The following is a 23,626-nucleotide window of genomic DNA, read 5'->3' as shown; positions in this document are numbered from 1 at the left end:
GGAGAAGATCCATGATTCATGTAACCATTTTTCAGAACGACAGAAAAGAATGCATAGGGTTTCAGACAAAAGGGCATGCTGAATATGCGGATGAAGGCCAGGATATCGTATGTGCCGCAGCTTCAGTGCTGGTGCTGAATACAATAAATGCGATTGATCTGTATGCAGAAGATGAGTTTTCTGTGGACAGTGATCAGGAAGAAGGGATGATTGCTTTTTATTTAAGTGATTCACCTTCGAAAGAAGCAGAGTTGTTGTTAAAAACTATGATTCTCGGATTGGAACAAATGGTGGATGATGAAAACTATGCAGAATATATTGATTTAACATTCGAGGAGGTGCAGCAACCATGATGAAATTAAACCTTCAGTTTTTCGCTCATAAAAAAGGTGTTGGTTCTACAAAGAATGGTAGAGATTCTGAGTCTAAGAGACTTGGTGCCAAGAGAGCAGACGGACAGTTTGTAAAAGCTGGTAATATCCTTTACAGACAGCGCGGAACAAAGATTCACCCAGGTGTTAACGTTGGACGTGGCGGTGATGATACATTGTTCGCACTTGTAGATGGCGTTGTAAGATTTGAGAGAAAAGGAAGAGATAAGAAACAGGTTTCTATCTATCCGGTAGCTTAAGTAGTTATGAGTTGAAGAGAGTGTTGCAGGATAACTGACATTCAGTTATATAGCAGCACTCTTTTTTGTAAATAAGAGAGGAATAAGTATATGTTTGCAGACAGAGCAAAGATATTTATCAGATCAGGAAAAGGCGGTGACGGCCATGTAAGCTTTCGCCGGGAGTTATATGTACCAAATGGAGGCCCAGACGGTGGCGATGGAGGACGCGGCGGCGATGTTATTTTTGAGGTTGATGAAGGGCTGAATACATTGCAGGATTTTCGTCATAAAAGAAAATACACCGCTAAAGATGGAGAGCCGGGCGGGAAACGCAGATGTCATGGTGCAGATGCAGAAGATATTATATTGAAGGTTCCAGAAGGCACAGTCATAAAAGAAGCAGAATCTGGAAAAGTCATTGCCGATATGTCTGGGGATAATCGACGCCAGATTATATTAAAAGGCGGAAAAGGTGGCCTGGGCAATCAACATTATGCAACAGCGACCATGCAGGTTCCTAAATATGCGCAGCCAGGGCAGCCTTCCCGTGAACTCTGGGTAAATCTGGAATTGAAAGTTATAGCAGATGTTGGACTTGTAGGATTCCCTAACGTAGGGAAATCCACATTGCTGTCACGTGTGACAAATGCTCAGCCTAAAATTGCAAATTATCATTTTACAACTCTGAATCCGAATCTGGGAGTCGTCGATCTTCCTGATGGAAGAGGATTTGTTATGGCAGATATTCCGGGCCTGATTGAAGGCGCATCTGAAGGTGTAGGACTTGGACATGAGTTCTTACGCCATATTGAACGTACAAAACTTATGATACATGTTGTTGATGCGGCAGGTACTGAAGGACGAGATCCAGTAGATGATATTTATAAAATAAATGCAGAATTGGAAGCCTATAATCCTGAGATAGCACAGCGTCCACAAGTTATTGCGGCCAACAAGATTGATGTAATTTACCCTGATGGGGAAGATCCGTTAAAGCGTCTGAAAGATGAATTTGAACCAAAGGGAATCAAAGTATTTCCGATTTCAGGTGTAACAGGAAAGGGAATTCAGGAACTCTTATATTATGTTTCAGATCGATTAAAAGAACTAGACCAAGCACCAGTTATCTTTGAACAGGAATATTTCCCTGAAGAAGAATTAATATATGAAGATCTTCCGTATACTGTCGAAGTGGAAGAGGGAATCTATGTTGTAGAAGGTCCAAAGATTGAAAAAATGCTTGGTTACACAAATCTGGATTCGGAGAAAGGATTTGCTTTTTTCCAGAAGTTTTTAAAAGATACAGGTATTCTGGATGAATTGGAAGAAGCTGGAATTCAGGAAGGTGATACCGTGCGTATGTATGGATTACAGTTTGATTACTATAAATAAATGACGATATAGAGATGAAGGAGTAAAAAGATGACGACAAAGCAAAGAGCATATTTGAAAAGCCTTGCGATGACGATGGATCCGATTTTTCAGATTGGAAAAAATAGTATGACGCCTGAGCTCACAAAAGCTGTTGAAGAGGCATTAAATGCAAGAGAACTGATTAAGGTCAGTGTTCTGAAGAACTGTGCGGACGATCCACGAGCTTTGGCAGAGATACTTGCAGAACGTACAAAATCACAGGTAGTACAGGTGATTGGTAAAAAAATTGTGTTGTATAAAGAAGGAAAAGATAAAAATAAACGAATTGAATTGCCATAAGATGGAGCGAACGTTATGAAAATAGGGATTATGGGAGGAACTTTTGATCCTATTCATAATGGACATTTGATGCTTGGAAAAGCAGCTTATGAAATGTTTGGATTGGATCAGATCTGGTATATGCCAAATGGGAATCCACCTCACAAGGACAATACATCTATGAAAACGGATGTCATGGAACGTGTTGAAATGGTTCAATTAGCTATTGCTCCATATGAGGAATTTCGACTGGAATTATATGAAGCGAAGAGAAGAGAAGTCTCTTGTTCTTACAGTACTTTAGAATACTTTAAGAACAAATATCCTGAGGATGAATTCTATTTTATCATAGGTGCAGACTCGCTGTTTATGATAGAACATTGGGTGCATCCTGAAAGAATCTTTCCTACATGTACAATTCTTGCAGCATTTCGTGACGAGATTAATACACGGAAAGAGATGGAAAGAAGAATCCAGTATTTGGAAAAGAAGTACCAGGCAAAAATAGAATTATTAGTTACACCGTTAATAAAAATATCTTCACATGAATTGCGTAAAGCAATCAAAGAGGGGCAATCAATCGCTTCCTATGTTCCGGCAGATGTTGAAGATTATATTTACAAAAAGCATCTGTATATGGGAGTGTGAGAGTATATGGAACAGAAGATAACAAAAATACGAAGAAAATTAATGACAGAGTTAGATACCGAACGGTATGAGCATACATTGGGAGTTATGTATACAGCAGCTTCCATGGCAATGCGTTATGACGAAGATGTTGAAAAAGCATTGCTTGCAGGTTTGCTTCATGATTGTGCAAAATGTATCTCTGGTGAGAATAAGATTAAATTATGTAATAAGTATCATTTAAGTGTATCAGAAGTCGAGAAAAAAAATCCAAGTCTTCTTCATGCCAAATTAGGGGCCTTTCTTGCGGCCAAAAAATATCATATTAAAGATAAAGATGTTATTAATGCAATCGCAAGTCATACGACAGGATGTCCCAATATGACACTTTTAGACAAGATTATTTATATTGCGGACTATATTGAGCCTGGAAGAAAAGAATTACCTAATATGGCAGAAGTGAGAAAATTAGCATTCACGGACATTAATGAATGTCTGTATCGTATCCTGGAGGATTCGCTGGTATATCTGAACAGTAAAAATATATCAGTTGACCCAATGACTGAGAAAACATACTTATATTATAAAAATAAACTTAATAAGGAGGTGTAGTCTATGGATCAAGCAAAAGAAATGGCACGTGTTGCATTCAAAGCTTTGGAAGATAAAAAAGGAGAAGATACATGTATCATAGATATCTCCCAGATATCAGTACTGGCAGATTACTTTATCATTACAAATGGTAACAGCGACAGTCAGGTAAACGCTCTGGTAGCTAGTGTAGAAGAAAAAATGCACATTGCAGGGTATGAGCAAAAGCAGCGGGAAGGACAGAATTCTGGTGCCTGGGTATTGTTGGATTATGGCGATGTGATCGTACATGTGTTTGACAGAGAAAATCGTGAATTTTATAATCTGGAACGTATCTGGAATGATGGAAAGAAAATTATAAATCCGGATGAATTATAGATATTAATTTGAGGAGGACAGAAATGAAAAGCTGTCCTCCTTTTTTGAAAATGTCTAAGCAAGGAAACGAAAGACTCCTATGACCTTTCCTAAAATCTTGACATCAGTTACAATAATTGGATCCATTGAGTCATTCTCAGGCTGCAGTCGAATCGCATCTTTTTCTTTGTAAAAGGTCTTAACAGTAGCACCGTCTTCGATTAAAGCAACTACCATTTCGCCATTACGTGCAGTCTGACATTGTTCCACCAATACAAGATCCCCATCGAAAATACCGGCATTAATCATACTTTCACCCTTTACTTTAAGCATAAAGGTCTGGTTATTAGGCATGAATTCCATTGGAATAGGAAAATAATTCTCAATGTTCTGTTCTGCGAGTATCGGTTCTCCGGCAGCAACACGCCCTATCATCGGAACATTCACCATTTCACGACGCGTGAAATTAAAAGAATCATCCAAAATCTCAATCGCTCTTGGTTTCGTAGGATCACGACGTATGAAGCCATTCTTTTCAAGTGTCTCCAGGTGTGAGTGAACAGAAGAAGTAGACTTTAGATGAACTGCATCGCAGATATCACGTACAGCAGGAGGAAAACCTCTCTCCAGTATCTGTGATTTAATATAGTCTAATATTTCTTGTTGTTTTGGGCTAATCTTACCGCTTCCCATAAGAACCTCCTTCTCTCCGTACATAAGAACTTTAATAAATTCATTTTATCACAGCAATATTCAAAAAGCAAACAAATGTTTAGAAAATATGTTCGATAATTTTTGGATTTTATATTGACAAACATTTGTTCGACGTATATAATACAACTATAGAACAGCTGTTCGGAACAAATGTTTGCTGATCATTTTAGAATAAGGGGATTATATTATTAAGGAGGAGAGTTTCATGAATACACACAGATTACATACAGCAAGTAAAAGAAGAAGAGAAGTACGTAGAAATAAAATATTGGTTATGCTCACAGTCTGTTTATTCGTTATGGGACTCAGTATCTTTTTTGGAAACAGCCTGGTGGATGCACATGACAATTCTGAAGACACGCCTGTTCAGTATAAGTATTACAGAAGTATTGAGATTGAATCCGGTGATACTTTATGGAGTATCGCGGAAGAATATGCAGATGAACATTATGATTCTATCTATGATTATATCTACGAGATAAAGGGTATGAATGGCTTGATTTCTGATGATATTCAGTCAGGACAATATCTGACGATCGCATATTATGATAAGGATATTTTATAGTATATAACTGTCTTATAAGAAGCAATTCATTACATCGGTATATAAGTATAAAACTTATCTTATATATTATACTCACCCATCTAGATGTCTGGCGAACAGGGTATTCCTGCACCAGGCATCATTTTTTTATTTGTTTTTATTTGATTATATGAGAAAAAAGTCGGTTGTTGTTTAACAGAAGCTATTGTACTTGCTGTGCCTATGAGCCTGATATAGAATAAAGTTAATAAATAATTTCAAAAGATCAATAAAAACTCTTGACCTTATAGCGACTTTAGGGTCTACGATTCAAGAAAGAAAAGACATGCGCATGAATAATTTACGAGGTGAATGTAATGCTGATAAAAGAAGTAGAACAAAAGACAGGAATCAAAGGTGTTAATATCAGATATTATGAAAAAGAAGGTCTGATTCATCCTTCCAGAAAAGCAAACGGATATCGGGAATATTCTGAGATGGATGTAGAACGTCTGAATCAGATTAAAGTACTTCGTCTATTGGAAGTTTCATTACCGGAGATACAGCAGGTTCTTGATGGTAATATCACTTTACAAGAGGTAATGACCAGGAGAATAGGGGAACTAAATAAAGAAGAAATGAAAATTAAAGAAATTAAAACAACCTGTGAAACAATTATTTCAGAAAATATCAGTATTGCTGAACTCAATGAGGAGTTACTATGCGGTGATCAGGCCACTTGGAAAGTGAGGTTTGAGCAGATTATGAAAGAAGATATTGATAAGAAATTTATCGGAAAAGGGATTGTATATATTATCATCTGGACTGTATTTGGTAAAGTGTTTATGGAAGCAATGTTCCGTATCCCAATCGATGATGCAGTTACTGCTGCAATATTTCCATATGTTAATATGGGATTAGGAATACTATTTATTTTGTATGGAATTGGGTTATCTGTCTATGAGGGAATCACTGGAAAAGATTTTCTGTGGGTATGGGCCAGAGACTGGGGTGGAAATGGTCTGGGCGGTCTTGCCAATTCATTTACTTTCTGCGGAATAGGTGTTGGAATGCTATCAACATCACTGACAAGATTTTTAATTGTACTATTAGTTGTGTGCATTGTGATAGCTGGTATTCGTGGTTTTATTATGTTCTATATGAGGTCTTCTAAAAAGTCTTCTGAAAGCAAACAGAAGAAGGTACGAACTGGACGTATCATGGTGATAACTATAGTCATTTTAATTATCTCTTTTGCAGTCTGTGTCGTAATCATGTATCAGGATTATGTCAAAAGATATCCGTCAGATTCTTTTGAAGACCAGAAGAATAGGCAGGAGATAAAAGGAATAGAGACTGTTGAAATTACGAAAAATAACTGGGAAGATTATTTTACTGTTATTGATGAAATCGAGTACGAAAAAGATGAGAATGATGAAGTGATAGGTATATATCAAAAATCATGGTTTGAATTGAAAAAGGAGTATTTGAAACAGTTAGACCCAGATATGGAAAGTAAAGTTACTTTTTCATACAACTTAGATATGATACGAAAAAACTATAAGATCATGGATCCACAGACTGGAGAGTATGAATATACTGACAATTCCGGTACTTCAGATACTTATTATTTATGGTATGAAACACATGCAGGAGTAACCATTTGGGATAAAGATTCAAACGAAAATGACATGGATAATAATGATTTCTATCTGGATTATTCAGCAGACGAACATTATTTTCTTACTTATGAGAATTTCAAGATGAAAGGCGTGAAAGGTGAATTGTATTTTAGGAAATAAGATTATAGCAAGTGCCCCTAAGGGGGCACCCTACATAAAAATGTCAATTATATATCTATACGACAAATACCGATTTTTCCAAAAGATATAGACGAAAAATAATGTATATGATATAATGTAAAGTATTAAGGGGTTAAAATAAATATTAAGGGGGATTTATATTATGCCAGATATACCGAAAACACGCTCTTATTATAAGCAGACTCAGATTGAACAGACGATTCGGCTTCGGGAAGTTTTAAAGACTTTGCCGCCATTTGCAAAGGATTATTTTCGTGCAATTGAGCCTAGATCTTCAGCTAAGACACGTATTAATTATGCATACGATATCCGTGTTTTTTTTCGTTATTTAATGGAGAATAATCCTATCTACAAGAATTATACCATTGATCAGTTTCGACTTCAGGATCTTGAGAATCTCGAACCTGTAGATATTGAGGAGTATATGGAATATCTGAAGGTCTATACACGAGAAAATGATGGCGAAATGATTACGAATGGTGAAAAGGGCCTTTCCAGAAAAATGTCTGCTTTACGCAGCTTTTATAATTATTATTTTAAACATCAGATGATCAGTAAGAATCCCACACTTTTGGTAGACATGCCAAAGTTGCACGAAAAGGCAATCATACGATTGGATACCGATGAAGTTGCAATGCTTTTGGATTATGTAGAATCTGCAGGTGATAGGCTTACGGGACAGGCACTTACCTATTATCGAAAGACACGTGACCGTGATCTGGCTATTTTAACACTTCTTCTGGGAACGGGTATTCGTGTATCTGAATGTGTAGGATTGGATGTAACGGATGTTGATTTTAAAAATAATGGAATTACCGTCACCAGAAAAGGTGGAGGTCAGATGGTTGTATATTTTGGCGATGAAGTTGCAGATGCATTAGAAAATTATATGGAAGGAGACCGAAAAGCCATAACTCCTCTTTCCGGACATGAAAATGCACTGTTTTTATCAACACAGAGAAAGCGCATGGGAATCCAGGCAGTTGAAAATATGGTAAAAAAATATGCGCGACAAGTAACACCGAATAAGAAAATAACGCCGCATAAGCTTCGAAGCACTTATGGTACATCTCTTTATAAAGAAACTGGAGATATTTATCTTGTGGCGGATGTTCTTGGTCATAAAGATGTCAATACGACCAAAAAGCACTATGCTGCCATTGATGAAGATAGACGCAGACAGGCAGCAACAGCTGTAAAATTGAGGGAATCTTAGGAGGTACTAAGATTCCCTTTTTTATGAATTTACCATGTTCCGTGGCAGAAGTATCTTTCTACAATAGCGACCCACGGAAGCATATCAAAGGGTCTTGTATCAGAAATCTATATATTCATTTTCCAAATGCACATCAATAGAATTCAGAAACCTTCAAAACAATCTTAAGAAAATATTATGTACATTATGAGAGGCTTCTGTTAAAATAAAGGCTGGATATCAGGAAAGGATGAATATAAGATGAAGCTACAAAAATTGCTCAGCTATACTCGAAAAGCTGTTGACGAATATCAGATGATTGAGGAGGGAGATCACATTGCAGTTGGAATCTCTGGAGGAAAGGACAGTTTGACTTTGTTATATGCACTTCATGGACTTCAGCGTTTTTATCCGAAGCATTTTGAATTGAGCGCTGTTACGGTAGATCTGGGTTACAGTGAGTGTGATTTTACCCCTGTTGTGAAGTTGTGTGAAGAACTGGGTGTACCTTACAAGATTGTAAAAACAGACATTGCGCACATTCTTTTTGAGGAACGAAAAGAAAGCAATCCATGTTCTCTCTGTGCGAAAATGAGAAAAGGTGCGTTGAATGAGGCTGTAAAAGTAATGGGATGCAATAAAGTTGCTTATGCACATCATAAAGATGATATTATAGAAACGATGCTGCTTTCCTTGCTGTTTGAAGGTCGATTCTATTCTTTTTCACCACGGACATACTTAGATCGTATGGATCTGACGGTTATACGTCCGATTATGTTTGTAGACGAAGCAGATGTTATTGGATTTAAAAATAAGTATAACCTGCCTGTTGTTACCAGTCGTTGCCCAATTGATGGATACACCAAGAGACAATATGCCAAGGAACTGGTCAAGCAGTTGAATGAAGAACACCCCGGTGCAAAACAAAGAATGTTTACGGCTATTTTGAATGGAAATATAAAAGGATGGCCGGAACGTATTTTGCAAAAAAGATAAATTTGGGTACACCACATTTTAAAAAAGGGGACGTAGTATTTTGAAAAAATACTACGTCCCCTTTTTGGACATATTATAACTTTTTACTGTTATCAGATTCTTTGATTTCTATTAGTTTTTCAATTGCCTCTGCTGTTCCGTCAATTCCTAATTTGGAGCTGTCGAGACAGATATTATAGCTTTCTGCAGCACCCCATTTTTTATTGCTATAATAGTTATAGTAACTAGCTCGTTTTTTATCGGTCTTCAAGATCATATCCTTGGCTTTGGCGTCAGATAAATCGTATATACGGGCAATTCTTCGAATACGTGCATCAAGATCCGCATGAATAAATACGCTTAATACATTATCGTATTCTTCCAATGCGTAATCTGCGCAACGACCAACTAGGATACATGGGCCTTCATCTGCAATTTTTTTTATTGCATCAAACTGTGCAAGAAAAATCTTATGGTTGATCGGCATATCCGTATAACTTCCTGATGAATAACCGAGCGAATAGGTATCCATTACCAAAGAATATAAAAAGCTGTTTGTTGGTTTTTCATCGTGCGTCTCGAATAATTCCTGACATATACCGCTCTCTTTTGCGGCACGGTCAAGCATCTCTTTATCATATAATTTAATTTCAAGATCCTTTGCTACTTTATAGCCAATCTCTCTACCGGCGCTTCCGAACTGTCTGCCGATAGTTATTATAGTATTTGTCTTTGCCATACCAATCACGCTCCTCAAAAATAATTATGAATATATTATATAATAATTTGAAGTAATTGTATAGAATTTTTGTATAATTTAATGATAAATATTCCTTAGTCTGTCTAATAGTTCGATAAAATAATCTGGTAACGGTGCATTTATTTCCAGATATTCACCTGTTCGGGGATGAATGATTCCAAGAGTTTTTGCATGAAGAGTTTGTCCTTGAAGCTTAGGGAAAGGACATTTTCTGGGACCATATACTTGATCTCCTACTAATGGATGACCGATACTGGCCATGTGCACGCGAATCTGATGCGTGCGTCCGGTCTCAAGTTCACATTGAATATAAGTATACTCTCCAAAACGTTCTAGTACTTTATAGTGGGTAATAGCATTCCTTCCGTTTTTGGTATGAATACTCATCTTTTTACGCTCAGTAGGATGTCTTCCGATGGGTGCGTTAACGGTACCGTTATCCTCTTTTATATTCCCATGCACAATGGCAACATAAACACGTTTGATGGAATGAACCTTTAATTGTTCAGAGAGGCTTTGGTGGGCCATATCGTTTTTACAGACAATCAGAGAACCAGTTGTGTCCATATCAATGCGATGTACGATTCCAGGACGCATTGTACCATTAATACCGGACAGTTCCTGACCACAATGATACATTAAAGCGTTAACTAAAGTTCCACTGTAATGTCCCGGTGCTGGATGAACTACCATTTGTTTTGGTTTATTAACAATAATAATATCTTGGTCTTCGTACAAGATATCCAGCGGAATGTTCTCAGGAATAATGTCAGGCTCTTTTGCCTCTGGAAGAGTAATCTCTACCATGTCACCTAAAGAAAGCCTGTAATTGGCTTTTACAGGCTTCTGATTAACGATTACATACTGGTCTTTGATTAATTTTTGAATATAGGATCTTGACCGGTCTTCCATTTCTTCGGAAAGATAACGATCAATTCGCTCTCCTTCCTGATTCTCAACGGTGAAGTATTCTTTCAAAGTCTTCCTCCTTATAATAGAAGCATATTAAGATTGCCAACGCAATCGTTGATACGGTGACATAAATATCTGCCACATTGAAGATTGGAAAATCTATCAGCTTAAAATAGAAAAAATCAACAACGTAATTAAGACGTATTCGGTCTATACAATTTCCCCATGCGCCAGCCATGATGCAGACAGCACATATTCTCAGCGGAAGATATCTTTGTTCCATTGGAGCTCTGTAATAAAAAAGTACTACAATAATAGTTATCAAAATTACACTTGCGAAAAAGAAAACACGCTGGTTCTGGAATAATCCAAAAGCAGCTCCTCTGTTTTCCAAATACTCAAGTTGAAATACATTTTTAATGATAATGTAAGGTGACTGATTTTTCAGATTTTTTATTGCACATAATTTTGTGATTTGATCTAAAATGATGAGAACAACCATACATATGATTGATGTCAGATAGTGCTTATAAGTTTTTTTTTCTGTATTCATAGCAATATTCATTATTCCCTCGTCTATATATATTTGCGAACAGAGACCATATATCGTCCTTTTTTAGTCTCGGATAATATTCCTGTATATGATATTCGTCCCATTTTGCGAACAGAAATCATATCTCCTTCTTTTAGATGATACCCATTGCTTGTGATTAATTTTCCGTTGACAAATACCCTTCCGGATTCAATCAGGGGTGTTAATTTACTCCTTGATAAAGGATATGCAATAGAAAGAATGGTATCTAGGCGAATAGAAGGAACTGTTCCCTTTAATTCTTCATACTTCGGCTCATATGACACTTCATAATCTGGTATGATTTTAGCCTGTACTGTCGTATGTTTGATACGGGTGAGATTTTCCTTGATATAATCAGCTAATTCTTCTTTGCTAAATAGAATTGCCCTGCCATTATCAACAATAATATCTCCAAATTTACTTCGTTCGATTCCAAGATTCATTACAGATCCCAGATAATCTCTATGACTTAAATCTTCTGAAAATTTTTGGTTGATTGGTGCTATTTCTACCATCTGAATGGGATATTGATAATCATAATAAAGAGCATCAGGTAGAAATGCAACCATCTGACGCTCTGATAAGTCATACCCGCCATATGTCTCATATTGAGACATAAACAAATTTTTTGGAGTGGTATGTAATATATTTAATTCATTCAGATTTAGAAAATCAGAGAATGTAACAATCCCACGGGCATATGCAATTTTTGACAGTTCAATCAGCCGTTTTTGTAACAATATCTCTTCTTTATTCATAGCTATTAGAATCTTGAACGCATGGATGATGCGTCGAAAGAAGTATTTAATAAATCCTGTAAATCTCCAGAAATATCGACATTTGTAGGTGTTACCAAGAATATGTAATTGGAAATCTTCTGCAAATTACCGCTGATTGCAAACGCTGCACCAGAAGTAAAATCGATAATACGCTGCGCAACTTCGAGATCCAGGCCTTCCAGATTCAGGATCACAGTACGTCCACTTAATAAAGTCTCTGTAATTTCACGAGAATCCTCAACAGAGTTAGGTTTGATTACACAAACTTCCATGCTGACATTATTTCTTCTGGCCGGCTGACGCATCGGTGTTACTTTATTATTAGAAGAACGTGTAGACTTTGTCTTTACAGGAGGTTCATAATCATCGTCATAATCATCATAAACTTCTTCTTTATCTTTTCGGAAAAAACTTTTCTTTGGCTTTTCTTCGTAATCATCGTCATAATCATCATCGAAGAAATCGTCATCTTCATAATCGTCGTCATCACTCAGTTTCATAATATCTAAAAACTTATCTAATACTCCCATCTAAATTATCTCCTATCTTCGGTTATACTAGAGCATAATTGCGCGCACCAAAAATTCCAGTTCCCACCCGGACCATCGTTGCGCCCTCTTCTATGGCTACCTGATAATCATTTGTCATGCCCATTGAAAGAATGCTCATAGTAATATTATCAACGTTTTTCGCTGCGATGTCAACAGATAATTTGCGTAAACGCGCGAAAATTGGGCGGTTTTCTTCAGGATCTTCTACAAAAGGAGCGATTGTCATCAGCCCTTTTACCTGAATATGTGAAAAACCAGCAATTTTTTCAATGAATTCATCCAATTCTTCTGGCATTATTCCAAATTTGCTTTCTTCTTTTGCAACATTTACTTCAATTAGAATGTTGGCTGTCAGATTGTGTTTTGCGGCTTCTTTTTCAATCGTTTCTGCAAGACGTACAGAATCTACGGAATGAATCAGATCGACTTTATCGATGATATACTTTACCTTATTCCTTTGCAAATGACCAATCATATGCCAATGAATATCTTTGGGAAGTACTTCATATTTATCTGCCAGTTCTTGCACTTTGTTTTCGCCAAAAACACGGACACCTAAATTATATGCCTCTTCCAGTGTTTCAACAGGCTTGGTCTTGCTCACCGCAATTAATGTGACATCCTTTCTATCTCTGCCAGAGCGCTCACATGCAGTCTGAATCTGATTTTCAACGGATGTTAGATTTTCTTTTAACATAAGTTAACCACTCCTTCTTAAAATACCACATCATCTGTACGGACGCTATCTCCATATAATGCTATGTGGTCATAATTTGTCAGACCATAATCTTGACCGGATGCAACAATATAATACTCATCACTTTCACATAGAATCTGCACTTGTCTGAATATAGCATATCCTTTGTTGATATTATACACACCTTTTAATTTCTTGGTTTTAGTCAATTCATAGGTCTCGGATGAATCCGGTTTTTTTAATACAGTATTTGAATCAAAAGCATCATAATCAAGATAAACCAAATTCGATTCTTCGTCAGAATAATAAACTTCCACACTTTGGAATTGTGATTGATCTTTACTGATATCAACGAGTACACCTGTACCACTGCTGTTTCCTCCAGATGTCAGATAATCCTTTGGAACGGTATAGAACTTTTTCGTTACTACAGAAGATTTTGGAATCTTAAGCCCTGATTCATCTTCCAGAATTAATTCCAGATCCAGATACCTTTCTTCCGCATAGCGAATCATGGAGCTGTCGAAGGTAAGAATTCCATAGGAGGTATCTTTTTTCGTTTGTATGGAAAAGCCAGCATATGTAGTCTCGTTATCCTTAGAAAAAGAGACTTTTACACGATTTACATCTGCTAATTCTTTGGCTGTCTCATCATTTAGAAGAATAACAACAGACCAATCATTAGAACGAATTAATTTATATACAGGATCTCCAGCTTTGATTTTTGTATTATCAGTTAGATTTTTTGACTCATAATTAGCTTTTGATATGTCATCTTCTGTCACTTGATCAGTGGTTATGTTTTCATAACCGTCTGTAGAATAGAGAATGATTCCGTCAGAAACAGCTGTATATATCTGAAGATCATTGTTTCCTTCTGCAACCATAGCGTCTAATTGAGCTTGTCTGCTTTGATTAGATTTGCTTTCCAATACATTTGTAATATTATTTTTTAATGTATATACATCACTAAATTGTTCTTCTCTAAAATTTTCTGAAAATGACTGAGTCTTCATCAATATAGAGTTCTGTTCCTCAGAAGTAAGTTCCAGAGATTCTTCGTCAGTATTCGAGGTTAATTCCAGCTTTTTATCAGACAAGGTATATACGCGGGTCTTTGCTCCAACTTTGCTTCCTTCCAAAGCAAAATAATTGATATAGCCATCAGATTCTGCCTGTACAATTGTCTCGTCTCTGACAATAAAGCCAGTATAAGCGTTATCTTTTAAGATGGATCCTTCTCTTACTTCGTAAGCAGTTACATGATTCCCTGTCAGATATAGTAAAACTGTTACAACCAGATAGATGAATACAGCCCCGAAAATGATAACTCCTATATTTATATTCCATTTTTTTCGATAAACCTGAATGTTTGTAAGTTTGTTTCCTGCCAAAAATAAAGCCTCCTGTTTTATGTCTCTAATTCTTTCAGAGCAGCTCCGTTCAGATAATGATATTCTTTTCCCTGATAACTATTAGTCTGTTCCATATATGTCAACAATTCATCTCGTAATTTCCACCAGCTGCAACCCCAATTACAGAATACGGCATCTTTTTCCGGGATACGGCTAAAGAGCCGTTCCACAGCGATATCTGGACTTAGATATTCCAGAAAAGCAGCTAGTCTTTTGATGTAATCTTCTTTTGAACATAAAGCTATTGTACCATTTTCGTAGGCGTTGTACAACTGTGTGTTTTTTGCAATGTACAGTGAATGAGCTTTAACGATTTGTATATGAAGTGCAGATAATATCTTTGCATTCTCAATGGCATCCAGCATATCATCTCCCGGCAGATTTAATATTACATGAGTACACAGATCAAAATCGTACCGATGAATCTTCAAAACGGCATCTATAAATTCTGCCAATGTATGTCCACGGTTTATGCTTTGAAGTGTATGACAGTTTGTAGTTTGAAGCCCTAATTCTATTGTGATTCCAACCTGGTAAGATTCTTTTAATGACTGAAGAACATCCAGATAACTTTCGGTGATACAATCAGGTCGTGTCGAGACGGCAATCTCTATTATATCAGGAACTTTTACGGCTTCATTCATATAAAACGCGAAATCATCTAATGGAAGAAAAGTATTTGTATAGTTTTGAAAATAAGCAATAAATTTATGCGCATGATATCTATTTTCAATATATTCCTTTGTTTTTTCTAATTGCTTATGAACAGGAATATGACAGTCCATAGCTTCAAATCCAGTCCCTGATTCAGCGCAAAAAGAGCATCCGTGACCATTTCTGCGATTCGGGCAGCTGACCGGAAGGTTGACCGGAAGCTTATACACTTTTTCACCGTATTTATTTTTTAAATAATCAGAATAAGGATAATATGGCAATTGTTGATTCATTTGATATTTTTTTCCTTTCCCATGTATAATTATATCTCCATAAGCCATACTAATGGTAGCATGTTAAAAGGAGGAATTTTACATGAAATGGTTTGATAATACCGCTCTGACAATCGTAATCATAGGTGCCATTAACTGGCTTTTGATTGGGATATTCCGTTTTGATCTGGTGGCATTTCTATTCGGTAATCTTTCGTGGATTTCACGTATTATCTACACAATTGTCGGGCTGTGCGGCCTTTATCTTATTAGTTTGTACGGCAGAGTCACCAGTTTTTCATAATAATATGGTTTTTACAGACAAGAGGGGTATCCCGTTCGAGATGCCCCTCTTATTGCTTTTCTGGTATCGCATTTATTAGCATTGTCATATCCTGATAAAGGATACCTTTTGTATCTGCGCCCATTACAATGGAGATATATGGATGCTCATTAGCGCCTTTTTCTAATAGGATCAGACAATTTCCTGCTTCCTGGGTTGTTCCGGTCTTACCGCCGATAACTGTCGCAGAATCGGGTAATTCAGCTTCACCAGTCGCATAAAAATTCGTTGGCTGCCAGGTGATCTGTCGAACGGTTCCGTCTGCCCCTGTAATAGAAGCTACATGAGAATCAGCACTGATAATATTAACAAATTCATCATATTTTAGGCATTCATTGAAAATCAAATACAGATCATAAGCAGTTGTATAATGATTTTCATTGTGAAGACCATTAGAGTTTACAAAATGTGTGCCTGTAGCTAATAAATCCTGTGCTTCATCATTCATCATTTGCACAAAATGATCCATACTTCCACCTACATACTCAGCAATTGCAACAGCATTATCATTTCCTGAATATAAAAGGAGCCCATAAAGCAGATCAGAAAGTGTAAGCTGGTCTCCCGCATGGATTCCGCAAGTCTGTTCATCTGCTGCAAATCTTGCGGCGTCTGCATTGGTAGAAACTGTCACCATATCCGACAAATCTGCATTTTTTAGTGCCACCAGCGCAGTTAATATCTTTGTTGTACTTGCTGGATATAATCTTTCAAAAACATGATATGAAAAATCAACTTTTTTTCCATCCAAGTCAAATAAAGCAGCTGCATGTAAACCTGAAGTATCAGGAGTCCCCTCCAGATCAACGTCTTCGGAAACTACACACAAATTATCTGCAAATAAATCAGCTTTATAAATAGCTTTGTTATAGTTTTCTGTTTCATATGCTGCTACTACTTCTTCCTTTTTTCCACATCCTGATACAAGAAGTAAAAAAGAAGTAATAACAATTAGCACCTTGCCAAACTTACCGATACATTTCACGCCAATCAAGATCTCCTCTATCAATTGCTAATATAATTAATTCTGCGGTGGCAAGATTGGTTGCCATCGGGATATTATACATATCACAGAGACGTATAACGTCATTCACATCTGGTTCATGAGGTTTTGGGTTATTGGGCTCTCTTAAAAAGATAAGCGCGTCAATATCATTCTGTGCAATCTGTGCACCTAACTGCTGCTTACCCCCCAATGGTCCGGCAAGATACTTGTGGACATTCAGATTGGTTACTTCTTCAATTAAGCGTCCGGTTGTTCCGGTCGCATATAGATTGTGTTTACTAAGGATGCCTCTATATGCAATACAAAAATTTTGCATTAAAGTCTTTTTTGAATCGTGCGCTATCAGGCCAATGTTCATTGTTCTCACTCCTTATTGATATTTTTTCGGTTGCAACCCGACGTTCAAGACAAAACCTATACCCATATATAAACTAACTAGAGAAGTCAGCCCATAACTTACGAATGGTAACGGAACTCCGGTATTAGGTAATAACTGTGTGGCAACACCTATATTAATAAAACTTTGGACACCAATAAGACTGCCCACTCCACAACAGATGATCTTTCCCGCCAGGTCCTGCGATCGAGTACCTATTAAAATACATTGTATCACAATTAATAACAATAACGCAATAACTATACAACTACCAATAAAACCAAGTTCTTCACCTACAATTGCAAAAATAAAGTCTGTCTGCGGCTCAGAGATGAAATTCCCATTTTTGACAGAGGTGGTCGTATTATTATTTAACCCTTTTCCTGTCAACTGACCGGAACCGATTGCCATCACAGAATTCTTTTGTTGATATGCTTCATCACTGGCATATTTTTCTGGTTCCAGAAAGGCAAGGATACGTTTCTGCTGATAATCTTTTAAGAGCGGTTGGTTGGGCTGAACTACAATGCTTAGGAAAATAATTGCGACCGGAACAAGAACGACCAATACTGTTCCAATAAATTTATAACTCAGACCTCCGATATAGATTAAAATACAGATAACTGCTGCCGTACAAATAGTCGTAGAAAGATTAGGCTCTGATACGATTAATACAAGCGGTATTCCTGCAAGAATCGCATATTTTATAATCGTAAATTTGTCACTGATATCTTCCTCATGCTCCATGATAAATTTGGCGAAAAACAGAATCAATAGAATCTTGGCAAGTTCGGACGGCTGGAATGTTGTAAAACCAAGATCGATCCAACGAGTTGCACCATTGACTTCTGTTCCAAAAACCAGAACTACAGCCAAAATCACTATTGAGAACAGATAAATCAGCCAATAAAAATTCAAGATCCATACATAATCAATCAACGATATTATAACCATGACGACAAGACCAATTCCAAGTCCTAAAATCTGTTTAGACTGATAAGCCGGTTTGGCACTGCCGACAGCAAGAACCCCCAGTATGGATATTGCTACGACAAGGATGATTAAGCTGAATTTATAATCTTTTAAATGATAAGGTTTTGTAAATCTAGGTAATCTCACGTTTCTTCTCCTGCAAATGTAATAATAACTTGTGTCCGTTTTATATCTACCTGAAAATTTTCTTCTGTAAGTTCAAAATATTTGGAAAGGGATTCATATAATTCTTTGCAAATATTATCATATGCTTCTGGAGTACATTGCACACGGTCAGATACGACCAATGCTTTCAATCGGTTCTTTGCGATAGAAACAGAAGATCTTTTCAGCATTCTTATATCCTCCTATTCTTTTTTGAAGAGGTGTGAAAGCTTTGAAAAAATACCAGTGTTATGTTCCAGATCCATAAATGGAACTTCTACTCCCATGATCCGCTTACAGATGTTCATATATGCTGTCCCGGCCTGAGAATTTAATCCAACGACCGGTTCGCCCTGATTAGTTCCAATGACTACCTGTTCATCATCAGGAAGTGCTCCGATCAAAGGAACGGATAATATCTCCGTTACATCATCTATAGACATCATATCTCCACGTTTTACCATGTCCATACGAATTCGATTGATGATCAGATCAATTGTTTTTATCTGGTTCTTTTCCAACAGACCAATGATTCGATCTGCATCTCGGATTGCAGATACTTCAGGTGTTGTCACTACGATAGCGCGGTCTGCACCAGCAATCGCATTTTGAAATCCTTGTTCAATTCCAGCCGGACAATCCAAAAGTATGTAATCAAATTCTTCTTTTAATTCAGAAGTCAGTTTTTTCATCTGACCTGGCGATATTGCTGATTTGTCTTTTGTCTGTGCTGAAGGCAAAAGATAGAGATTTTCATAGCGTTTATCACGAATTAATGCCTGTTTTAATCGACAAGTCCCTTCAATCACATCTACAAGATTATAGACAATCAGATTTTCAAGTCCCATGACTACATCAAGATTGCGAAGACCAAGATCTGTATCTATGACCACAACTTTTTTGTCGAATTTTGATAGACCTGCACCTATATTTGCTGTTGTTGTCGTTTTGCCGACTCCACCTTTTCCTGATGTAATTACAATAACTTCGCCCATGAATAACTTCCTCCTATTACTGGTTTTACTTCAATGTCTCCTATTTTTAGCTTTGCGCGCTTTATTTGGAGTGCTGCTATTATCGCATCGTAACGACCAGATGCACCGGCAATGACAGTTCCGTAAATTGTACCAGTAGATATGACATTTCCTTTTGATATCACTTTGGCACCTTCCTCGATGTCACCGATAATCACGATACTTGTTTCAGATTCTAAAATCTGTCTTTCTCTTAGCGTACCTCTATAAAACCTGCCGTCTCTCTCATGGATGGCTTTCAGACTTTCATCCAGCATTCGTTTATGAATCTTTTCTGTAACAGTATCTTTTTCGATAATACATAATATACGTATCCCGGCAGCATCTTGAATAACTTCTGTCAGATACTGCTCTTCTTCTTTTGTGAAAGTACGGCCTTCAAATTCCACAGCCATTTCTGCATGATTAAAGAAATGTGCAGAAGCCTGGAATTTATTTTCCACCTCGGATATCAGTTCTTTGTAAGGTATATCCGGTTCAAAATAGATGGTGATGCCGTATCTGTTACTCTTAATGAGTACCGGTTCTTTCACATATGGTCATCCTTTCCCTTAATCTCCTCCTGATGTTCCTGTACTAATTTCTGCGGCTGCTCCGGTAATGATTTCATTTTCCGGCGTTATCTGATAATAGTATTCCATCACATTATTCCCAATTTCAGCAGCATAAGTAGAACTATATCCGTTTGCAATACGAATTGCAAATGCCACCTCTTGACTTTCATCTTGAACGAATCCAACGAAAAGTCCGTGGTCAGGATGTGTGTTACTCTGTTGTGCAGTACCAGTTTTCCCGTACAAAGACAGGCCACTGGAATTTAATTTGGAAAATATATCACTATGTGCGACGGTTACTACCCTTTGCATACCGTTATGAACGGCCGTCCAGGTGGAAGATGCGACATCCGTTATGGTGTTTGTTACTTCCGGCTCATAGTCTTTAATGATTTCTCCGTCTACAGAAGTGACTTTATCAATCAGGCTTAGATTATAGACAGTTCCCTTATTGGCAACTGCTGTAATATATCTTGCCAACTGACTCGTTGTATAATTGTTAGTACCCTGTCCAATCGCTGATGGGACAGATGATTCATCGGATATCTGTGGCTCAGATTCTGGAATTTCCAATCCCGAAGTTTCTCCAAGGCCAAACGCCTCCGCGTATTTTTTCAAAGTATCTGTTCCCAGATCACTAGAATAATATGTGCTTGTAGCTTTACCTTCTACGTTGTCAGAACTAATCTGGTCAAGGCCACTATCTTGCAAACTTAATCGATATCCTACTTCATAGAAGAAATTATTACATGAATTTTGAATAGCACCTTCTACATTTAAACTGCCGTGAGCATTCGGATAGATCCAGCATTTTGGATTTGGTTCCACTTTTTTATAAATACCGGTACAAGGGAGAATTGTATTCACATCAATAACCCCTTCTGTCAAGCCGGCAATTGCGACTAGCGGTTTATAAGTAGAACCCGGTGCAGTTTTTTCTTGTGTTGCATTATTATAGAATGGTCTGGCCTGATCAGTTACCAGTTTATTATAATAATTGGAATCCATGGTATTTGCCAGACGATTATTGTCATAACCAGGATAAGATACACAGGCAAGTACTTCACCACTGTTCGGATCCGTCACAACCATGGAACCGGTACAAGGCTCTAAGGCAAGTTGTCCAGGTGTAATCTCCAGTGTCTGAATCTTACCGCGAAGGAAATCATAGGCAGTAATACTACCTGAATTCAGACCATCATATTGTGCCTGATCATATTCCAGAACTCCCTGTTCATACAACATCAGACATATCTGTCTTCCAGAGACTTCGCCTGATTTGATCATATATTTGTATATCAGTTTATCAAAACTATTATCAGAACTGATGTAATCAAGGAGATACGCAACAATTCCCTGATAAAGTTCACTGGAATCGGAATATTCTTCACCTTTTGAAACATATTCTTTTAACAGAGAAGTATCGATCCAGTTTTGAGAAATTGCATAATTTAAATACGTATTGATATTAATGCTTTCGTCGTCTTTCCATGCTTTATAAGTACTGTCATTGGTATTAATAGCATCTGGCATAATAATCTGAGTCCCATTTGTCAGAACATCTGTCACAAGATAGGTTAAATATGCCTGAATCTCTTTAGGCTGATCTTTATATGCAGCAGCATTTGTATCCTGGAGAATGTCAGAAATTTGCTGAACAACCTCTTCTTTTCTGTTGGTAAAGATACCATAGACTTCCTGTTCGGCAGCGCCGGCATCCTCTTCACCAAAATGTGTCATATCCAGAATATCATTGCTGATAAAGGTATTGTATACATCACCAATAGGAATGATAACATCGCTTCCATCCTCGACCTGATTTCGATCATAATCTAATGCGTTTTGTATCTTCGCCAGAAGAATTCCGGCTAATTCCTGTTCAATGATATGATATGCAGCTTTTTGAAGATTCGCGTCAATCGTAAGATGGACATCGTTTCCAGCTTCAGGATCTTTTCCTTTTACTGTCTCAATAACCTTTCCGACACTGTTAACGTATAGTTTTACTTCTCCTTTTTTCCCTTGAAGCATGGTATCCATCGTCTTTTCCAGTCCAGACTTTCCTACAGTGTCCGTTTTTGAATATGTTTCTTGCTCTTCTTTGCTTAATGCATCATATTCTTCCTGGGAGATCTGTCCGGTATATCCAATAATATTGGCAAAACAGTAACTGTCTGTATATCTTCTTAAAGATTCTTCTTCGATATTGACTCCCTGCAGACTATCTAGATTTTCCATAACATCTGCAACCGTTTCTTCACTGACATCTTCTGCGATTGTAGTTGTTATATATTTTTGGAAATTATTCAAAGAAATTGCGTAGCGGACATTTATCAACTTCAACACATCTTCTTTTTCCATTTTTTTCTGGTCAATTCCATAACCATATATTTCGTCTGTACACAAATAATCAATGATATCCTGCGCAGACATATTTTGTTGTTTTTTAGACAATTCGTCAATTGTTTTTTTGCCAAACACATCGGCGATAAATCTTAATTTCTGTGTCTCATTTTCATGGACAAACATATACTCGTTATCATTATCCAGAATAATGCCAAAACTATTGATTACAGTATCTCCATTGGATTCGACCATCTCAATGACGGTTGTAATGACTTTATTCATCTCTTTGTTTTTTTGCTTGATACTGTCATATTCTCCGGTATCTTCAATCGTTACAGAATATGCCAGTTCGTTATATGCAAGAAGGTTACCATTGCGATCGTATATATTACCACGGGTACCTTGAACTTCCTTCGTCTTCTGAATCTGAAGTTTATAGTCATCATAATATTCCTGGCCTTTGACAATCTGCAGGTAAAAGACACGCTGAACAAGAATTGCTGACATTACACAAAATACTACAATGATAACAAATATTCGGGATTGTAAGAATTCCAATATTCCGGTTTTGATCCGGTCCCATAAATTATACAAATTTGCTTGCACTCCTTTGTTCTTCTACTTCAAGTTTCTTATTGACATGTAATATAATTTGATATAGTACCAGAGTAACCAGAATTGTGTATACCAGTTCTGGCAAAATAATGCTTGTCAAGTGATGAAAAAATGCAAAATCACCTTGAAGCATATACATACAAATATAAATGATCAAACCATAGACAAGTTCACTTGCTCCAATTAACGCGATTGGAAGTTTGATATCGTCATCATAGAATAATCGTTGGAAAAATCCATTAATATATCCAATAACTGCATATAACAACATATGGAATCCCAATACATTGCCCCAAAAGATATCGACAAGAAGACCGGAAAAGAATCCAACAAAAAGCCCTTCCTTTTTCCCACGCATAAATCCAAATGATGATGTTACGATAATCAAAAGATTCGGCTTAATGGAAGCAAAGGATAAATGATGGAATACAGAACCTTCCAGTAAAAAACAGAGGATAATAATAATAAAAGTTATTAACTTTCGCTTCATA

General features: G+C 37.0%; 29 protein-coding genes. 12 read left to right on the top strand and 17 right to left on the bottom strand.

Annotation, left to right across the window (positions count from 1 at the left end):
• The first annotated feature begins 11 nt into the window (after positions 1 to 11).
• The 7 genes from ACQRD1_RS07890 to rsfS all read left to right on the top strand — a co-directional run bounded on the left by ACQRD1_RS07890 (position 12) and on the right by rsfS (position 3,901).
• A complete protein-coding gene (locus ACQRD1_RS07890) occupies positions 12 to 353 on the top strand; it encodes a ribosomal-processing cysteine protease Prp (RefSeq protein ID WP_235231472.1) in 342 nt (113 codons plus the stop codon).
• Positions 350 to 631, top strand: coding sequence for a 50S ribosomal protein L27 (gene rpmA, locus ACQRD1_RS07885; RefSeq protein ID WP_016219110.1), 282 nt, complete (start codon positions 350 to 352; stop codon positions 629 to 631). Before ACQRD1_RS07890 ends, rpmA begins: the two co-directional genes overlap by 4 nt.
• Positions 632 to 721: 90 nt before the next feature.
• The gene (gene obgE, locus ACQRD1_RS07880; RefSeq protein WP_235231471.1) at positions 722 to 2,005 is read left to right on the top strand and encodes a GTPase ObgE; all 1,284 of its coding nucleotides are present in this window, start codon (positions 722 to 724) and stop codon (positions 2,003 to 2,005) included.
• Positions 2,006 to 2,035: 30 nt separating this feature from the next.
• Positions 2,036 to 2,326 (top strand): ribosome assembly RNA-binding protein YhbY, encoded by a 291-nt coding sequence (yhbY, locus tag ACQRD1_RS07875; RefSeq protein WP_235231470.1) that lies wholly within the window; start codon positions 2,036 to 2,038, stop codon positions 2,324 to 2,326.
• Between the two features lie 15 nt (positions 2,327 to 2,341).
• Complete coding sequence (gene nadD, locus ACQRD1_RS07870; protein WP_235231469.1) at positions 2,342 to 2,953, top strand: nicotinate-nucleotide adenylyltransferase; 612 nt, start codon at positions 2,342 to 2,344, stop codon at positions 2,951 to 2,953.
• Between the two features lie 6 nt (positions 2,954 to 2,959).
• Entirely contained in the window at positions 2,960 to 3,544 is a 585-nt protein-coding gene (gene yqeK, locus ACQRD1_RS07865) for a bis(5'-nucleosyl)-tetraphosphatase (symmetrical) YqeK (protein WP_235231468.1), read from the top strand.
• A 3-nt stretch (positions 3,545 to 3,547) separates the two neighbouring features.
• Positions 3,548 to 3,901 carry a ribosome silencing factor gene (gene rsfS / locus ACQRD1_RS07860; RefSeq protein ID WP_235231467.1) on the top strand — a complete coding sequence of 118 codons (354 nt, stop codon included), beginning with the start codon at positions 3,548 to 3,550 and terminating at the stop codon, positions 3,899 to 3,901.
• Positions 3,902 to 3,955: 54 nt separating this feature from the next.
• Here the strand turns inward: rsfS and lexA are convergent, their stop codons facing one another.
• Positions 3,956 to 4,573 (bottom strand): transcriptional repressor LexA, encoded by a 618-nt coding sequence (lexA, locus tag ACQRD1_RS07855; RefSeq protein ID WP_235231466.1) that lies wholly within the window; start codon positions 4,571 to 4,573, stop codon positions 3,956 to 3,958.
• Positions 4,574 to 4,799: 226 nt separating this feature from the next.
• Between lexA and ACQRD1_RS07850 the strand changes: the two genes are divergently transcribed.
• From ACQRD1_RS07850 to ACQRD1_RS07835, 4 genes are all read left to right on the top strand, one after another.
• Positions 4,800 to 5,159 (top strand): LysM peptidoglycan-binding domain-containing protein, encoded by a 360-nt coding sequence (locus tag ACQRD1_RS07850; RefSeq protein ID WP_235231465.1) that lies wholly within the window; start codon positions 4,800 to 4,802, stop codon positions 5,157 to 5,159.
• A 335-nt stretch (positions 5,160 to 5,494) separates the two neighbouring features.
• A complete protein-coding gene (locus tag ACQRD1_RS07845) occupies positions 5,495 to 6,919 on the top strand; it encodes a MerR family transcriptional regulator (RefSeq protein ID WP_235231464.1) in 1,425 nt (474 codons plus the stop codon).
• A 163-nt stretch (positions 6,920 to 7,082) separates the two neighbouring features.
• Positions 7,083 to 8,156 (top strand): tyrosine-type recombinase/integrase, encoded by a 1,074-nt coding sequence (locus ACQRD1_RS07840; protein WP_235231463.1) that lies wholly within the window; start codon positions 7,083 to 7,085, stop codon positions 8,154 to 8,156.
• Positions 8,157 to 8,396: 240 nt separating this feature from the next.
• Complete coding sequence (locus ACQRD1_RS07835; RefSeq protein WP_235231462.1) at positions 8,397 to 9,131, top strand: tRNA lysidine(34) synthetase; 735 nt, start codon at positions 8,397 to 8,399, stop codon at positions 9,129 to 9,131.
• A 73-nt stretch (positions 9,132 to 9,204) separates the two neighbouring features.
• On the opposite strand, the gene ACQRD1_RS07830 is transcribed toward ACQRD1_RS07835, so the two are convergent.
• The 8 genes from ACQRD1_RS07830 to ACQRD1_RS07795 all read right to left on the bottom strand — a co-directional run bounded on the left by ACQRD1_RS07830 (position 9,205) and on the right by ACQRD1_RS07795 (position 15,745).
• Complete coding sequence (locus tag ACQRD1_RS07830; RefSeq protein ID WP_235231461.1) at positions 9,205 to 9,849, bottom strand: AAA family ATPase; 645 nt, start codon at positions 9,847 to 9,849, stop codon at positions 9,205 to 9,207.
• Positions 9,850 to 9,927: 78 nt separating this feature from the next.
• Positions 9,928 to 10,848 (bottom strand): RluA family pseudouridine synthase, encoded by a 921-nt coding sequence (locus ACQRD1_RS07825; protein WP_235231460.1) that lies wholly within the window; start codon positions 10,846 to 10,848, stop codon positions 9,928 to 9,930.
• Positions 10,826 to 11,335 (bottom strand): signal peptidase II, encoded by a 510-nt coding sequence (gene lspA, locus ACQRD1_RS07820; RefSeq protein ID WP_420370564.1) that lies wholly within the window; start codon positions 11,333 to 11,335, stop codon positions 10,826 to 10,828. The genes ACQRD1_RS07825 and lspA overlap by 23 nt, the downstream gene beginning before the upstream one ends.
• A 23-nt stretch (positions 11,336 to 11,358) precedes the next feature.
• Entirely contained in the window at positions 11,359 to 12,114 is a 756-nt protein-coding gene (locus ACQRD1_RS07815) for an RNA-binding protein (RefSeq protein WP_235231458.1), read from the bottom strand.
• Positions 12,115 to 12,119: 5 nt separating this feature from the next.
• A complete protein-coding gene (locus ACQRD1_RS07810) occupies positions 12,120 to 12,665 on the bottom strand; it encodes a cell division protein SepF (RefSeq protein WP_235231457.1) in 546 nt (181 codons plus the stop codon).
• 22 nt (positions 12,666 to 12,687) lie between these two features.
• Positions 12,688 to 13,383: a YggS family pyridoxal phosphate-dependent enzyme gene (locus tag ACQRD1_RS07805; protein ID WP_235231456.1), complete on the bottom strand. Its 696-nt coding sequence runs from the start codon at positions 13,381 to 13,383 to the stop codon at positions 12,688 to 12,690.
• 17 nt (positions 13,384 to 13,400) lie between these two features.
• Positions 13,401 to 14,777: an HlyD family efflux transporter periplasmic adaptor subunit gene (locus ACQRD1_RS07800; protein ID WP_235231455.1), complete on the bottom strand. Its 1,377-nt coding sequence runs from the start codon at positions 14,775 to 14,777 to the stop codon at positions 13,401 to 13,403.
• A gap of 17 nt (positions 14,778 to 14,794) precedes the next feature.
• Positions 14,795 to 15,745: a TIGR01212 family radical SAM protein gene (locus ACQRD1_RS07795; RefSeq protein WP_235231454.1), complete on the bottom strand. Its 951-nt coding sequence runs from the start codon at positions 15,743 to 15,745 to the stop codon at positions 14,795 to 14,797.
• 82 nt (positions 15,746 to 15,827) lie between these two features.
• Between ACQRD1_RS07795 and ACQRD1_RS07790 the strand changes: the two genes are divergently transcribed.
• Positions 15,828 to 16,028 (top strand): DUF378 domain-containing protein, encoded by a 201-nt coding sequence (locus tag ACQRD1_RS07790; RefSeq protein ID WP_235231453.1) that lies wholly within the window; start codon positions 15,828 to 15,830, stop codon positions 16,026 to 16,028.
• Positions 16,029 to 16,077: 49 nt separating this feature from the next.
• Here the strand turns inward: ACQRD1_RS07790 and ACQRD1_RS07785 are convergent, their stop codons facing one another.
• The 8 genes from ACQRD1_RS07785 to mreD are packed head-to-tail and all read right to left on the bottom strand — an operon-like array spanning position 16,078 to position 23,625.
• Positions 16,078 to 17,052, bottom strand: a complete 975-nt coding sequence (locus tag ACQRD1_RS07785) for a D-alanyl-D-alanine carboxypeptidase family protein (RefSeq protein ID WP_235231452.1) — start codon at positions 17,050 to 17,052, stop codon at positions 16,078 to 16,080.
• Positions 17,036 to 17,431, bottom strand: a complete 396-nt coding sequence (mgsA, locus tag ACQRD1_RS07780; protein WP_235231451.1) for a methylglyoxal synthase — start codon at positions 17,429 to 17,431, stop codon at positions 17,036 to 17,038. Before mgsA ends, ACQRD1_RS07785 begins: the two co-directional genes overlap by 17 nt.
• A gap of 12 nt (positions 17,432 to 17,443) precedes the next feature.
• Positions 17,444 to 18,568: an FtsW/RodA/SpoVE family cell cycle protein gene (locus tag ACQRD1_RS07775; protein WP_235231450.1), complete on the bottom strand. Its 1,125-nt coding sequence runs from the start codon at positions 18,566 to 18,568 to the stop codon at positions 17,444 to 17,446.
• Positions 18,565 to 18,777 carry a cell division topological specificity factor MinE gene (locus ACQRD1_RS07770; RefSeq protein ID WP_235231449.1) on the bottom strand — a complete coding sequence of 71 codons (213 nt, stop codon included), beginning with the start codon at positions 18,775 to 18,777 and terminating at the stop codon, positions 18,565 to 18,567. The genes ACQRD1_RS07775 and ACQRD1_RS07770 overlap by 4 nt, the downstream gene beginning before the upstream one ends.
• A 12-nt stretch (positions 18,778 to 18,789) precedes the next feature.
• Positions 18,790 to 19,581, bottom strand: coding sequence for a septum site-determining protein MinD (gene minD, locus ACQRD1_RS07765; protein ID WP_235231448.1), 792 nt, complete (start codon positions 19,579 to 19,581; stop codon positions 18,790 to 18,792).
• The gene (locus tag ACQRD1_RS07760; protein WP_235231447.1) at positions 19,563 to 20,153 is read right to left on the bottom strand and encodes a septum site-determining protein MinC; all 591 of its coding nucleotides are present in this window, start codon (positions 20,151 to 20,153) and stop codon (positions 19,563 to 19,565) included. Before ACQRD1_RS07760 ends, minD begins: the two co-directional genes overlap by 19 nt.
• Positions 20,154 to 20,171: 18 nt before the next feature.
• Complete coding sequence (locus tag ACQRD1_RS07755; RefSeq protein WP_235231446.1) at positions 20,172 to 23,114, bottom strand: penicillin-binding transpeptidase domain-containing protein; 2,943 nt, start codon at positions 23,112 to 23,114, stop codon at positions 20,172 to 20,174.
• Positions 23,107 to 23,625, bottom strand: coding sequence for a rod shape-determining protein MreD (mreD, locus tag ACQRD1_RS07750; RefSeq protein ID WP_235231445.1), 519 nt, complete (start codon positions 23,623 to 23,625; stop codon positions 23,107 to 23,109). Before mreD ends, ACQRD1_RS07755 begins: the two co-directional genes overlap by 8 nt.
• Between the last annotated feature and the right edge of the window lies 1 nt (position 23,626).

This window comes from Bariatricus sp. SGI.019 (assembly GCF_050315235.1).
Classification (GTDB): domain Bacteria; phylum Bacillota; class Clostridia; order Lachnospirales; family Lachnospiraceae; genus JAFBIX01.
This window is presented reverse-complemented; position numbering and strand designations above follow the sequence as displayed.